We start from the raw sequence: 13596 nt of genomic DNA on the forward strand, positions 1-13596 counted from the left end.
TCGTGGGGGCCCACCATGACGCGCAACGCGCGCCGGGTGGCGTTCGTCAGCGACCGGCACGGCAGCCCCGAGGTCTTCGTGCAGGACGTCGTCGTCGACGGTGCTCCGTCCGAACCCGTCCGGATCCGGCTGTCCGACGACCCGGTGATCCGGGTCACGTGGTCCTCCGACGGGGAGTGGCTGGCCGTGGCGATCGCGACCGACGGCGGCGTGAAGCAGCAGGTGTGGGTGGTGCGCCCGGACGGCAGCGACGCCGCGCAGATCGCCGGCTCGCGGTACCAGCACGCCGAACTCGGACCGTGGAGCCGCAGTGGGCACCGGGTCGTGATCACGCTGCCCTCCACCGAACCGGAGCAGCCGGCACGCTCGTACCTCGTCGACCCCGTCTCCGGTGACCGGGACGACCTCGCCGTCGGGGAGCTCATCCACATCCTCGACCTCTCCGTCGAGGAACGCCTCGTCGTGCTCCGGGACGGTCAGCGCGGCCACGAGTTCGTCGTCGTGGTCGACCGGCTGACCGACGAGAGCCAGGCGCTCCTGACCGACCCGCCGGACGGCTCGGCGGAGATCGCGTTCCTCCGTCCATCGCCCGCGAGCGAGACCAGCCCGCTCGTCGCCTACGTCGCGACCGAGGCAGGCCTGCCGCGTCGGCAGCTCGTCGCGCAGCCCGTCGGACCGCACGGGTGGCGCGGGCAGCCCCGACGGATCATCGAGCGCGCCGACGCGGAGCTCGAGTACCTCGACGCCGACGACGCCGGACGGACCCTCCTGCTCGTCTGGAACGTCGACGGCCGCAGCGAACTCGACCTCATCAACACGCACGACGCCTCGCGCACCCCGGTGCCCGACCTGCCCGGGTACGTCGTCACCGACCCGGTCCTCAGCCGCGACGGGCGGAGCGTCATCCTCGCCGTCGAGGGCCCCACCCGGCCACGCGAACTCTGGCGACTCGACACGAACGCGCTCACCTGGAGCCGGGTCACCGACGTGCCCGTGCTGCCGGAGGCGACCCTCGTCGAGCCGACCCTCGAGCGGTTCGCCGCACGAGACGGACTGGAGCTCACCGGCTGGCTGTACCGGGCCGTGGAGCCGACCGCGTCGTCGACCGGCGGCGACCCCGATGCCGGTGCCGTGCCTCCCGGCCGCGCAGCGATGCTGCACCTGCACGGCGGACCGGAGTCGCAGGAGCGGCCCACCTTCTCCCCGCAGCACCAGGCCCTCGCCGCCGCGGGGATCACGGTGTTCGCGCCGAACATCCGCGGGTCCAGCGGGTACGGACGCGACTTCGTGCACGCCGACGACCTCGCGCTGCGCTGGAACGCGCTCGCCGACGTCGTGGACTGCGCACGGTTCCTGGTGTCGAACGGGTACGCGGACCGCTCCCGGGTCGCCGTCGAGGGTCGCTCGTACGGCGGGTACGCCACCCTCGCGTCGTTGGCGTTCACCCCGGACGTGTTCGCGGCGGGGGTCGCGGTGTGCGGGATGAGCGACTTCGCGACGTTCTACCGGGACACCGAGCCGTGGATCGCGTCGGCAGCGGCCACCAAGTACGGGCACCCCGTGGACGACGCCGCACTGCTCGACTCGCTCTCGCCGATGCGGGCGATCGACGACGTCACCGCGCCGCTGCTCGTCGTGCACGGCGAACTCGACACGAACGTGCCGATCGGCGAGGCGCACCAGGTCGTCGCGGCGCTGCGGGGACGGTCGCACGACGTGGAGTACCTCGAGCTCGCGGGCGAGGGGCACGAGTACCGGCGGGCGTCCTCGCGGGCGGAGCTCGTCGGCCGGATGGTGCGGTTCCTGGCGTCCCGACTGCGGTAGTGCGGGCGGGCGCGGCCGCGCTCCGCAGTGTGCGAGGTTCCGCGCAGCGTGCGGGGTGGATCGCCTCGCACCGTGCTCCGAACCTCGCACGGTGACGGAGCGCACGTCGCACGGTGCGAGGTGCGGGCGCCGCGTCACGTGGTGCAACGATGCGCCGCGGGGCCCTCGCGGCGTCGCAGGATGGACGCATGACGACCGATGCCCCGACGACCGACCTGACGCGACCCGGAGAGGTCCTCCTGACCACCGCCGCGGACGCCGGCGACGTCGTGGACCGGGCGCGCAACCGCTACGCCGCCGCGGTGGTCGCCGACACCGCCGGGTGGGCGGACGGTGACCGACGCCGGCTCGAGCACCTCGGGTTCCGCGGGGGCGACGCGCGCGGCGAGGCCGTCCGTGTCCTCGACCTCACCATCGCCGACGACGGCACCCCGACCCGGCTGCTCGACAACCCCGCGCTGGCCTCGCTCAACGGCGCGCACGCCCGGTTCGCCGAACGCCGCGGCGAGATCGCGCGGTACCTGCCCGACGTGTCGGTGTGGACCGGGATCCCGGAACGGCCCACCGCGCAGGACTGGGAGGACGTCCGTGTGCTGCTCGGATCCGGTGCGGTGTTCGGCGTGGGTGCATCGGCGGAGGTCCCCGAAGGGTGGCCCGTGGTCGAGAGCGCCGGCGGTGTGCAGCTCACGGGCGAGCACATCGAGGGCGCCCCTGATCCCGAGGTCGTCGAACTCACGCCCGACGACGTCCCCGAGATCCTCGAGCTCATCGCCCGCACCAAGCCCGGGCCGTTCCTGCCCCGCACGATCGAGCTCGGGCGCTACGTCGGCGTCCGGCGCGAGGGTCGCCTGATCGCCATGGCCGGGGAGCGCCTGCACCCGCCGGGGTGGACCGAGATCAGCGCCGTGTGCACCGACGCCGAGTTCCGTGGACAGGGGCTCGGTCGGCGCCTGGTGCTCGACGTCGCGTACGGCATCCGGCAGCGGGGCGAGACGCCGCTCATGCACGCCGCCGCCGGGAACACCGGGGCGATCGGGCTGTACCAGCACCTCGGGTTCCGGCTGCGGGACCGCGGGGCGCCGCGGTTCGTGCAGGTGCCCTGAGCGCTCAGGCGGTCGCGGCGGACGTCGTCGGGAGCAGGGCGTCGAGCTCCGGGGCCGGGTCGCCGACGATGCAGCGGGCCAGGGCATCGCCGAGCAACGGGCCCATCGTGAGTCCCGCTGCGCCGTAGCCGGTGGCGACGAAGAGGCGCTCGTGCCCCGGGACGGCCCCGACGACCGGCATCGTGTCGTCGGCCAGCGGGCGGAGTCCGACACGGGTCTCGAGGAACGTCGCGTCGGCGAGCCCCGGCGCGATCGACAGCGCGTCCCGCAGGACCTGGAGCTGCCCGGCCGCCGTCACACGGGCGTCGAAGCCGCTCCCGGTCTCGCGGGTCGCACCGACGGCGACGCGCGAGCCGTCGAACGCGACGAGGTAGTGGTGCGAGAGCGGGTGCACGGAGGGCCAGTGCGTGGTGTCCGCCCCTGGCAGGCTCAGGTGCGTGATCTGTCCGCGCTGCGGCGCCACCGGGACCCGCAGCCCGAGCGCCCCGAGCAGGTCGTTCGTCCACGCGCCGCCGGCGAGCACGATCGCGTCGGCCTCCACGGCCCGGTCCCCGACGCGCACCCGTCCGTCGTCGACGAGCGTGGCGTGCGCCGTGACGGTCGTCCCACCGTGCCGCCGGCCGGCCTCGACGAGCGCATCGCGGACGGTCCGCCCGTCGACCCGACCGCCGCCCTCGATCCAGAGGGCGTCGAGACCGGGTGCGAGCGGCGGGAACAGCTCGCGAGCGCGGTCGCCGCCGATCCGCTCCACCCTGCCGACCACGTCCGGCTCCGCTGCGCGCCGGCGTTCGACCCGCTCCTCGGCCGCGTCGACCGCCGACGGGTCGGTGTTCACCACGAGGGCGCCACCCCGCCGGTGACCGGTGTGCGTGACGCCGACGTCCGCCAGACGCGTCAGGACCTCCGGCCAGAACGCCGCGCCACGGACGTACAGGTCCGCGAACGGGCCGTCGATCGCCGACGACCACGGCTGCAGGATCCCGGCGCTCGCCGCGGTCGCCTGCCCGACCGCACCGTCGTCGACGAGCGTCACGTCCACGCCGCGACGGGCGAGGGCGAAGAAGGTGGCGGCGCCGGCGATGCCAGACCCGATGACGACGGCGGAGCGTGATCCCATGCACCGATCCTGCCGGAAGGCACATCCGACGCACGCGCGCACAGGCCAGTTCGGGGGGTTGACCCTGCTGGCGACCGATCCGCACACTGACTGCGTCGGGCAAGGGACTGCCCGGGCACAGGGGACCAGGAGGGTCGGATCGTGCGCATGTCTTCCGTGACCGCAGGGGCGGTCGTACTCGGGATCGTGGTCACCGCGGTCGTCGTCACGTCGATCGACGAGGGGCGGGCCGACGCGGCGCCGACGTGTCGGGGCGACCGGATCACCGTCGCCGAACTCACGACCGGGTGCGCGGTGGCGACGGGGACGGTCGTGCTGCCCGACGGCCGCCGCTTCGGCGTCCCGCGCGCCGGCACGACGGTGTCCGCGCTGCCGGTGGGCGCAGCCGGTGCGCACGACCCGGGCGACGTGTCCATCACCAACACCGGGCGGGCCGGCATCGCGGTGGTCGTCGACCACGTGTGGTCCGGTTCGCCGGCGGCCGTCCGGCAGGAGCGTGCGGCCGTGCGGGCCAGGTCCGCCGTCGTGGCGCGCGGCGCCACCGCGACCACGACGCAGCCGGTGTCGAGCTGCAGCAACAAGACGTACACCAAGCTCGGTTTCCGGTGGACGACACCCGTCAGCTGGAGCTACAACGCCACGGGGCAGAAGGTCTCCGGCGCATCGACGATCCGCTCCGGTGCGGACGCGTGGACGGGTGCCGTGTCGGTGTGCGGGAGGAAGGCCACCACGACCGCGGCCGAGCGGTTCGTCGGCACCACCACCCAGGCGACCGGTGTCACGGCGGCCGGTGGGTGCGGGGCGTCGAGCGGGACGAGCGTCGTCGGGTGGGGCTCGCTGCGCTCGGGCACCCTCGCGGTGACGTGCGTCTGGTCGCGGTCCGGGACGGCGATCGAGGTCGACCAGCGCTACTCGACCGCGGTGGCCTGGTCGACGTCCGCGGCGTGCTCCGGCGCCCGGTTCGACCTGCGCGGGGTCGCGACGCACGAGTGGGGTCACGCGTTCGGACTCGGGCACACTGCGCAGAACAGCGGCCTCGTGATGAAGCCGGCGTCGACGACCTGCGAGGTCGGCCAGCGCACGCTCGGACTCGGCGACCTGATGGGCATCGACGCCCTGTACTGATTCGTCGATTCTCTAGGATCGAGGCATGTCCAGCACGATGCCCGGGTTCGGGAGCGAACGCATCACGCAGCTCGGCCTGCGGGACCGCGTCTACGACCGGGTGCTCGAGGTGCTCATGGGCCACGACGTCGAACCGGGCATGCGCCTGTCGATCGACGGCCTCGCCCGGACCCTGGGCGTCTCGCCCACCCCGGTGCGCGAGGCGCTCGTGCAGCTCGAGCGGACGGGCCTCGTCACGCGCGAGGCCAACAAGGGGTACCGGGTGTCCCCGCCGCTCGCGGGGGACCAGCTCGAGGCGCTCTTCGACGCCCGGCTCATCGTGGAGAGCGGCGCCGTCGACCTCGCCGCCCGCGGGGACGTCGACGTGCTGCGGAGCCGTCTCGAGGGTGCGCTCGCCGAGCAGGCGGCCGTCGCCGAGGAGATCGCCGCGGTCGGGGCTGCGGACGCGTCCGAGGAGCTGATGGCCCGGTTCTTCCGGAGCGACTGGCAGTTCCACCAGCTCGTCTTCGACGCGACGCGGAACCCGTTCCTCGAGGAGATGTCCGAGATCATCACGACGCGGGTGCACCGGATGCGCCAGATCGTGGAGGGTGGCGGCGACGACACCGACCGCGCGGTGCAGGAGCACCGGGCGGTCCTCGACGCGCTCGCCGAGGGGCCTGCCGAAGCGGTGGCGGCGATGCGGCACCACATCGACGCGGTCCGACTGCGGTCCCGCGCCGACGCCTCGCACACCGGGTAGCGCGGTCGGGGTTGCGTTTCGGCGCTGCGCGAGTATCTTTCCTATAGGAAAGAGGTTCATCGCCGAACCGAGACATGCGAGGGAGCATTCCGTGACCACACCACAGGACTGGGTCGACCAGGACTGGAACCCCGCCACCTGGACGTCCGACACCTGGCCGATCGCCACCTGTCTGCACGGGTTCCCCCCGATCACCCGTGACGGGACCGCGTTCCACGACGCCGCCCCCGAGGTCTGGGACGACGTGTTCGCACAGATCGAGGCCGTCGGGTTCTCGCTCGCCGAGCTCGCCGACAGCCACATCCGCCCCGCCGACCTCGAGCGGTCCCGTCGGGACGAGCTGTTCGCCATCGCGAAGGCCCACGGCGTCGGGATCCCGTCGGTGCACCTGCAGCGCAAGAGCGTCATCCAGCCCGGGCACGAGGAGGACAACCTCGCCTACGCGCACCGGACGATCGACGCCGCGGCCGAGTGGGGCATGCAGGTCTTCTCCACCGGACTGCACCAGCCGTTCACCGACGCCCAGCGCGCGGCCCTGTGGTTCTGGACCGCGCAGGGCCCGAAGGACCCCGACGACCCGGAGGTCCGGAAGGCCGCCGTCTCGCGACTGCGTGAGCTCGGGGAGCACGCCGCCTCCGTCGGGCTGCCGATGGCGCTCGAGCTGTACGAGGACACCTACCTCGGCACCGCCGACAGTGCCGTGCGGCTGATCGAGGAGATCGGCCTGGACAACGTCGGGCTCAACGCGGACGTCGCGAACCTCATCCGCCTGCACCGCCCGGTCGAGGACTGGCGGGAGCTGTTCGCCAAGACCATGCCGCTGACGAACTACCTGCACGTGAAGAACTACACGCGGGACGAAGCGGGCGACGGCAGCTGGGCGACGAGCGCGCCGAGCACGATGGAGGCGGGGCTCATCAACTACCGCCAGGTCCTCCGCGACGCCGTGGCCGACGGCTTCCGCGGGATCGTCATGACGGAGCAGTACGGCGGGGACAGCCTCGGTGTCTGCGCCACCAACCAGCAGTACATCCGTTCCGTGCTCGCCACCACGAGCGTGGGCACGAAGCACGAAGGAGCAACACGATGAGCACCCTCGACATCGCCGTCGTCGGGTCCGGCTACATGGGCGGCGGGATCGCCCAGGTCCTCGCCCTCGCCGGCCACACCGTCCGGATCGCGGACGTCTCCGCCGAGATCGCCGCGTCCAACCGCGCACGGCTCATCGCGGAGACGGAACAGTTCGTCGCGGACGGCCTGTTCCCCGCGGACGCGGTGTCGCGCGTCGACGCCCACCTCAGCGCCGCGACCTCCATCGAGGAAGCGGTCGCCACGGCCGACTTCATCGAGGAGGCCGTGCCCGAGAAGCTCGAGATCAAGCACGCGACCCTCCGCCGGATCAGCGAGGCCGCCCGCCCCGACGCCGTGATCGGGTCGAACACCTCGACGATCCTCATCGCGTCGCTGGCCGAGGCCGTGGTCGGACCGGAGCGGTTCCTCGGGGTGCACTTCTCGAACCCCGCGCCGTTCATCCCCGGCGTCGAGCTCATCCCGCACCCGACGACGAGCGAGCACGCGATCGAGGTCGGCGAGACCGTCGTCGCCGCGACGGGCAAGCAGTCCGCGCGGGTCAAGGACTCGACCGGGTTCGTCCTCAACCGGCTGCAGTACGCGCTGTTCGAGGAGGCCACGAAGATCGCCGACGAGGGCATCGCCAGCCCGGACGACATCGACACGATCGTCCGGACCACCTTCGGGTTCCGCCTGCCGTTCTTCGGCCCCTTCGCCATCGCCGACATGGCGGGGCTAGACGTCTACGCGTTCTGCTTCGAGTCGCTGCAGACCCGCTGGCCCGAGCGCTTCGCCACCCCGGCGTCGCTGCAGCAGCACGTCGACGCGGGCGAGCTCGGCACGAAGTCCGGCGCCGGGTACCTCGAGGTGCCCGCCGACCGAACGCCGGAGCTCGTGGCCTACCGGAACAAGGCGTACGTCGCCATGCAGAAGCTCCTCGACGAGCTCGGCCCGGCACCGATCCACTGAGGGGAACGACCATGAGCGACCAGAACCTGGACCACACCGTCGTCCTCACCGGAGCGGCCTCACCGCGGGGCATCGGCCGGGCGACCGCACACCACCTCGCCGAGGCGGGCTGGAACGTCGGGATCATCGACCTCGACCAGACCGCGAGCGAGCAGGTCGCCGCGGAGATCCGCGAGCAGCACGGCGTCCGGGCCGTGGGCGCTGGAGCGAACGTCGCCGACGAGTCCGCCGTCCGTGCTGCCTTCGACACGATCGAGGCGCAGCTACCGCGCGTCACCGCGCTCGTGAACCTCGCCGGGGTGTCCTCGGCGCACGCCTACCTCGACCTGCCCGAGGGGGAGTGGCACCGCGTGCTGTCGATCAACCTCGACGGCGTGCACTTCGCGAGCCTGCGAGCGGCGGAGTCGATGGTGCAGCACGGCTACGGACGCATCGTGAACCTGTCGTCCGTCTCCGCCCAGCGCGGCGGCGGGACCTTCAGCAAGACGCCGTACACGGTCGCCAAGGCCGGCGTGATCGGTCTGACCCGCGGTCTCGCCCGGGAGCTCGGACCGAAGGGCGTCACGGTCAACGCGATCGCCCCCGGGCCGATCGACACGGACATCATGGGCGGCACGCTGTCCGAGGAGCGGAAGGTCGAGCTGGCCGCCGACGGGGTCCTGCCCCGGATCGGGACGCCGCGGGACATCGCGGCCGCGGTCGCCTACCTCATCGGCGAGGACGCCGGGTTCGTCACCGGTCAGACGCTGAACGTCGACGGCGGCCTGTACATGCACTAGACGGAACCGCCTGCGGTTCGCGTGCCGACGGCACGAGACGAGCCGCGCCTCCAGGCCGGACCACCGACCCGACGGTCGACGCCGGCCGACCCGAAGAACCGACCATGATCGCGAAGGAGCGACCGTGTCCTCATCCCTGCCCGCCCTGGGGTCCACCCACGACCCAGCCCTGAAGTCGGCCATCGGCAAGGCGACGAAACACCTCATGCCGATGCTCGTCATCCTGTACTTCGTCGCGTTCCTCGACCGTACGAACGTCGGCTTCGCCGAGGAGGCCCTGAGCGTCGACCGCGGCATCTCCGACGCCGCCTTCGCGCTCGGCGCCGGCATCTTCTTCATCGGCTACGCGATCTTCGAGATCCCGTCGAACCTGCTCCTCAAGCGGTTCGGTGCGCGCTTCTGGCTCGCCCGCATCGCGGTCACATGGGGCATCGTCGCCGCGCTGTTCGCCTTCACGACGAACGACACGATGTTCATCGTCCTGCGGTTCGTCCTCGGTGTGACCGAGGCGGGGCTGTTCCCCGGCGTGATCATGTACCTGTCCGAGTGGTTCCCGAACAAGGTGCGCGTGCGGATGTTCGCCATCTTCTACCTGGCGCAGCCGTTCTCGCAGATGATCGGTGCACCGCTGTCCGGCGGTCTGCTGAGCTTCGGTGACCAGGCCACGCCGTTCCACGGCTGGCAGGTCATGTTCTTCGGCGAGGGCCTCCTCGCGGTGCTCGCCGGCATCGCCGCCCTGGTGTTCCTGACGAACAGTCCGCAGCAGGCGAAGTGGCTGGAACCGGGGGAGAAGGACTCGCTTACCGCGGCGATGGCGCGGGAGGACACGGTGCGCAGTGCTGACGGTCCGACGGGCATCTGGAAGGCGATGGCGAGCGGGCGCGTCTGGTACTTCACGATCATCTACTTCTGCCTGCAGGTCGCCGTCTACGGCACGACGTTCTACCTGCCGCAGCAGGTCTCCGCGCTGCTCGGGCAGGACGTCGGCTGGCAGGTCGGCCTCGTCGCGGCGATCCCGTGGCTCGTCGGTCTGGTCGCCTGCTACCTCGTGGGCTCGAAGGCCGACACGGTCGGGCGCCGCCGACGCTGGGGGACGCTGTTCTACGTCACGACCGGGCTGTCGATCCTCGGGTCGGCGTGGGCCGGGGCGAACGGGCAGCCGATCCTCGGCATCGTGTTCATCACCCTGGCGGTGGCGAGCTTCCTCGCGGTGGGGCCGATCACGTGGGCGTACCCGACGGCGTTCCTCACGGGCGCCGCGGCGGCCGCTGGCATCGGTCTGATCAACTCGCTCGGCAACCTCGGCGGCTTCGTCGCACCCATCATGCGGACCGCGATCAACGAGGTCGTCCCGACGGACAGCGGGGCGTTCGGCATCGTGTCGCTCGGGGTCCTGGCGTTCGTGGCCGCGGTGATGATCTTCTGCACGAAGTTCTTCCGCGGTGCGAAGGCCGACGAGCTGCTCGACACCACCCACGTGCGCACGCAGGGGGACGAGCGGTGACGCGGCTGTTCAACGACCCGGCGGACTTCGCGGACGAGGCCACCGACGGCTTCGTCGCGGCGAACGAGCGGTGGGTGCGGCGGGTGCACGGCGGCGTCGCGCGGTCGACGACGTCGCCGGACGGCACGGTCGCCCTGGTGATCGGCGGCGGATCGGGGCACTACCCGGCGTTCGGCGGGCTCGTCGGGCACGGGCTGGCGGCCGGCGCCGCGATGGGGAACCTGTTCGCCAGTCCGAGTGCGCAGCAGGTGACGGCCGTGGCTCGGGCGAGCGAGCACGGCGGCGGGGTCCTGCTGAGCTACGGCAACTACGCGGGCGACGTCCTGAACTTCGACGCTGCGGCGCGGACGCTCGAGGCGGACGGGATCCCGGTCCGCACGGTCCGCGTCACCGACGACGTCACGTCGGCACCGGCCGAGCGCCGGCACGAGCGTCGGGGCATCGCGGGGGACCTCTGCGTCTTCAAGGTCGCCGGAGCCGCGGCGGAACGCGGCGACGACCTCGACACGGTGACGGCCGTCGCGGACCGCGCGAACGACCGGACCCGGTCCTTCGGCGTCGCGTTCTCCGGGTGCTCCCTGCCGGGCGCCGAGGAACCGCTGTTCGAGGTGCCCGAGGGCCGCATGGCGGTCGGGATGGGCATCCACGGCGAACGGGGCATCGACGAGACCGACGTCCCGACGGCGGACGAGCTGGCGACCCTGCTCGTCGCGCGGCTGCTCGACGAACTGCCGGACGGGATCACCGCAGCGGGGTCCCGCGCCGTGCCGATCCTCAACGGGCTCGGGAGCGTGAAGTACGAGGAACTCTTCGTCGTCTACCGGTCCGTCCAGCGCCTGCTCGGCGACGCGGGCGTCGTGCTCGTCGAGCCCGAAGTCGGGGAACTCGTCACGAGCTTCGACATGGCCGGGGTCTCGCTGACGCTGTTCTGGCTGGACGACGAACTCGAGGACCTCTGGGCAGCACCAGCCGACACCCCCGCGTACCGGAAGGGCGGTGCCGTCCCGCAGGAACGCGTCGCCGCGTCCGTCGCGGCGGCCGAGGCGACACCCGACGCCGTCGGCCCGGCGAGCGACGACTCCCGTGCCGTCGCCGCACGCATCGCCGCGGGCTTCGCCGCCGTCCGAGCGCTGCTCGACGAGCAGGCCGACGAACTCGGCCGGATCGACGCGGTCGCCGGTGACGGCGACCACGGCATCGGCATGCAGCGCGGGTCCACCGCCGCCGACGCGGCCGCGCAGGACGCCGCCGCGCGCGGCGCCGGTGCGGGCTCCGTCCTCGCCGTCGCCGGCGACGCGTGGTCCGACAAGGCCGGCGGCACGTCCGGTGCGATCTGGGGAGCCGCCCTGGAGGCACTGGGTCGCGTCCTCGGGGACGACCAGCGTCCGTCGGCTGCCACCGTCGCGCAGGCCGTCGGTGCGGCCACCGAGGCGGTGCTCGCCTTCGGTGCGACCGTCGGCGACAAGACGATGGTGGACGCGCTGGTCCCGTTCGACGAGGCCCTCCGGTCGCGGATCGACGAGGGGGCTCCGCTCGCCGAGGCCTGGCGTGCGGCTGCCGTCGCGGCCAGGACCGCTGCGGACGGGACCGCCGAGCTGCTCCCGCGGATGGGTCGGGCGCGCACGCACGCCGAGCACGCCGTCGGGACGCCGGACCCTGGTGCGGTGTCGTTCGCGCTGATCGTGGAGACGGTCGCGCCGTGATCACGATCGGGGTGTCGCTGAAGACGTACTTCTCGCACGCGCGGACGCTCGCGTGGGCGGCCGACGTCGCGGACACCGCCCGGCGGCACCCCGCGCTCCGGTCCGGCGCGGCGACGCTGTTCGTCGTGCCGACCTTCCCCGCGCTGGTGCCCGTGCGCCAGGTGCTCGGGGACGCGCCGGTGCTGCTCGGCGCGCAGGACCTGTCGTGGGCGGACGCGGGGGCGTACACGGGCGAGGTCACGGGCGCGGAACTCCGGGAGATCGGCGTCGACCTCGTCGAGATCGGGCACGCGGAGCGGCGCTCCCTGTTCCACGAGACGGACGACGAGGTCGCGGGGAAGGTGCACGCCGCCTTCCGCAACCACCTGCGTCCGTTGCTCTGCGTCGGCGAGGCGAGTCGTGCCTCCAGGCCGGAGACGATCGCCGAGGTGACGGCGCAGCTCGACCGGGCCGTGTCGACGGCCGTCGCCGACGGTCTGGCGGGTCCGCTCACCGTGGCGTACGAGCCGGTCTGGGCCATCGGTGCACCGGCGCCGGCGCCCGACGAGCACGTCGTCGACCTGCTCGCCGGCATCGAGGCGCACCTCGCATCCCGACCGGAGCTCGTCGGCAGCACCGTCATCTACGGCGGCAGTGCCGGTCCGGGGCTGCTCACCCGTGGACGTGGACGCATCGGCGGCCTGTTCCTCGGCCGCTTCGCGCACGACCCCGCGGCGATCGGAACGATCCTCGACGAGGTCCAGGCGCTGGCCGTCAGCTGAGCTGGTCCTGCACCGGACGGGGCGCTCGTCCCAGCAGCTCGCCGAGGAGCGGATCGGTCCCCGCGAACAAGCCCTGCGCCGCGGCCTGGTACATGCCGAGCAGGAACCCGACCATCCGCGGGTCCTGACCGGCGGCGACCGCACGTTCCGTCCACGCGTCCTCGCCGATCGCCTCGAACCGGACCGGTCGGCCGGACCGCTCGGCGGCGTAGCCGGCCAGGTCTGCGAAGGTGGGCGCCTGCGGCGCGGTGAGCGTGACCGGGCCGTCGTACGGCTGGTCGGCGAGCAGGATGCGCGCGGCTGCCTCGGCGGCGTCTTCCCGAGCCGTCCAGGAGACCGGGCCGTCGACCGGTACGGACACCACGCCCGTGGTCTGCCAGGGACCCATCATCCAGGCGGTGCTGTGCGCGTAGAAGCCGTTGCGGAGACTCGTCCACGGGAGACCGGAAGCGCGGAGCAGGTCCTCGGTGGCGGCGTGGTGGGCCGCGGGCACGAAGGGGGAGTCATGCGTCGCACCCTGGTGGCTCGTGTACAGGACGCGGCCGACTCCCGCCGCGACGGCTGCGTCGATCGCGGTCCGGTGCAACGCGACGGCATCGGCGCCCGGGTCGTTCGACGACACGAGGAGGAGCTGGTCCGCCCCGACGAACGCCTCGGGCAGGGCGGCCGGCTCGGCGTAGTCGCCCCGGCGGACCTCCACGCCGCGGTCCGCGAACCGCTGGGCCTTCGCGGGGTCACGCGTGACGACGGCGAGGTCGCCCGGGTCGATCTGGTCGAGGAGGTGTTCTGCGGTCGCGCCGTTGAGCGCCCCAGTGGCGCCGGTGATGATGATCATGCGATCTCCGTATCGATGGAAACGTACCTTTGATATCGACGGTAACACTGGTAGCAGGAATCC

The 13596-nt window shown here is 72.6% G+C and carries 12 protein-coding genes; 10 read left to right on the forward strand and 2 right to left on the reverse strand.

What is annotated here, in order from left to right; translation table 11 throughout:
• The first annotated feature begins 15 nt into the window (after positions 1 to 15).
• Both CRP27_RS15445 and CRP27_RS15450 read left to right on the forward strand, forming a co-directional pair.
• Positions 16 to 1824, forward strand: coding sequence for a prolyl oligopeptidase family serine peptidase (locus CRP27_RS15445; protein ID WP_255257611.1), 1809 nt, complete (start codon positions 16 to 18; stop codon positions 1822 to 1824).
• A gap of 188 nt (positions 1825 to 2012) precedes the next feature.
• Positions 2013 to 2927 carry a GNAT family N-acetyltransferase gene (locus CRP27_RS15450; RefSeq protein ID WP_097181476.1) on the forward strand — a complete coding sequence of 305 codons (915 nt, stop codon included), beginning with the start codon at positions 2013 to 2015 and terminating at the stop codon, positions 2925 to 2927.
• Positions 2928 to 2931: 4 nt separating this feature from the next.
• Here CRP27_RS15450 and CRP27_RS15455 read toward each other — a convergent pair whose 3' ends face one another.
• Complete coding sequence (locus CRP27_RS15455) at positions 2932 to 4044, reverse strand: FAD-binding oxidoreductase (protein WP_097181477.1); 1113 nt, start codon at positions 4042 to 4044, stop codon at positions 2932 to 2934.
• A gap of 147 nt (positions 4045 to 4191) precedes the next feature.
• Between CRP27_RS15455 and CRP27_RS15460 the strand changes: the two genes are divergently transcribed.
• The 8 genes from CRP27_RS15460 to CRP27_RS15495 all read left to right on the forward strand — a co-directional run bounded on the left by CRP27_RS15460 (position 4192) and on the right by CRP27_RS15495 (position 12698).
• Positions 4192 to 5169 carry a matrixin family metalloprotease gene (locus CRP27_RS15460; RefSeq protein WP_097181478.1) on the forward strand — a complete coding sequence of 326 codons (978 nt, stop codon included), beginning with the start codon at positions 4192 to 4194 and terminating at the stop codon, positions 5167 to 5169.
• 25 nt (positions 5170 to 5194) lie between these two features.
• Complete coding sequence (locus CRP27_RS15465; protein WP_097181479.1) at positions 5195 to 5911, forward strand: GntR family transcriptional regulator; 717 nt, start codon at positions 5195 to 5197, stop codon at positions 5909 to 5911.
• 91 nt (positions 5912 to 6002) lie between these two features.
• Complete coding sequence (locus CRP27_RS15470) at positions 6003 to 7001, forward strand: sugar phosphate isomerase/epimerase (protein ID WP_097181480.1); 999 nt, start codon at positions 6003 to 6005, stop codon at positions 6999 to 7001.
• Positions 6998 to 7951 (forward strand): 3-hydroxyacyl-CoA dehydrogenase family protein, encoded by a 954-nt coding sequence (locus CRP27_RS15475; protein WP_097181481.1) that lies wholly within the window; start codon positions 6998 to 7000, stop codon positions 7949 to 7951. Before CRP27_RS15470 ends, CRP27_RS15475 begins: the two co-directional genes overlap by 4 nt.
• 11 nt (positions 7952 to 7962) lie before the next feature.
• Positions 7963 to 8730 carry an SDR family NAD(P)-dependent oxidoreductase gene (locus tag CRP27_RS15480; RefSeq protein WP_097181482.1) on the forward strand — a complete coding sequence of 256 codons (768 nt, stop codon included), beginning with the start codon at positions 7963 to 7965 and terminating at the stop codon, positions 8728 to 8730.
• 124 nt (positions 8731 to 8854) lie between these two features.
• Complete coding sequence (locus tag CRP27_RS15485) at positions 8855 to 10234, forward strand: MFS transporter (protein ID WP_097181483.1); 1380 nt, start codon at positions 8855 to 8857, stop codon at positions 10232 to 10234.
• A complete protein-coding gene (locus CRP27_RS15490) occupies positions 10231 to 11937 on the forward strand; it encodes a dihydroxyacetone kinase family protein (RefSeq protein ID WP_097181484.1) in 1707 nt (568 codons plus the stop codon). Before CRP27_RS15485 ends, CRP27_RS15490 begins: the two co-directional genes overlap by 4 nt.
• On the forward strand, positions 11934 to 12698 hold the full coding sequence (locus CRP27_RS15495) for a triose-phosphate isomerase family protein (RefSeq protein WP_097181485.1): 765 nt from the start codon (positions 11934 to 11936) through the stop codon (positions 12696 to 12698). The genes CRP27_RS15490 and CRP27_RS15495 overlap by 4 nt, the downstream gene beginning before the upstream one ends.
• Here the strand turns inward: CRP27_RS15495 and CRP27_RS15500 are convergent.
• Positions 12691 to 13533 carry an NAD(P)H-binding protein gene (locus CRP27_RS15500; RefSeq protein ID WP_097181486.1) on the reverse strand — a complete coding sequence of 281 codons (843 nt, stop codon included), beginning with the start codon at positions 13531 to 13533 and terminating at the stop codon, positions 12691 to 12693. The genes CRP27_RS15495 and CRP27_RS15500 overlap by 8 nt on opposite strands.
• Positions 13534 to 13596 lie beyond the last annotated feature (63 nt).

The organism is Curtobacterium sp. 314Chir4.1 (genome assembly GCF_900215175.1).
Classification (GTDB): Bacteria; Actinomycetota; Actinomycetes; order Actinomycetales; family Microbacteriaceae; genus Curtobacterium; species Curtobacterium pusillum_A.

What these genes read in the sequence shown, in the direction of transcription:
- CRP27_RS15445 (WP_255257611.1), top strand. Translation starts at nt 16, where the DNA reads ATGACGCGCAACGCGCGCCGGGTGGCGTTCGTCAGCGACCGGCACGGC.
- CRP27_RS15450 (WP_097181476.1), top strand. Translation starts at nt 2,013, where the DNA reads ATGACGACCGATGCCCCGACGACCGACCTGACGCGACCCGGAGAGGTC.
- CRP27_RS15455 (WP_097181477.1), bottom strand. Translation starts at nt 4,044, where the DNA reads ATGGGATCACGCTCCGCCGTCGTCATCGGGTCTGGCATCGCCGGCGCC.
- CRP27_RS15460 (WP_097181478.1), top strand. Translation starts at nt 4,192, where the DNA reads ATGTCTTCCGTGACCGCAGGGGCGGTCGTACTCGGGATCGTGGTCACC.
- CRP27_RS15465 (WP_097181479.1), top strand. Translation starts at nt 5,195, where the DNA reads ATGTCCAGCACGATGCCCGGGTTCGGGAGCGAACGCATCACGCAGCTC.
- CRP27_RS15475 (WP_097181481.1), top strand. Translation starts at nt 6,998, where the DNA reads ATGAGCACCCTCGACATCGCCGTCGTCGGGTCCGGCTACATGGGCGGC.
- CRP27_RS15480 (WP_097181482.1), top strand. Translation starts at nt 7,963, where the DNA reads ATGAGCGACCAGAACCTGGACCACACCGTCGTCCTCACCGGAGCGGCC.
- CRP27_RS15500 (WP_097181486.1), bottom strand. Translation starts at nt 13,533, where the DNA reads ATGATCATCATCACCGGCGCCACTGGGGCGCTCAACGGCGCGACCGCA.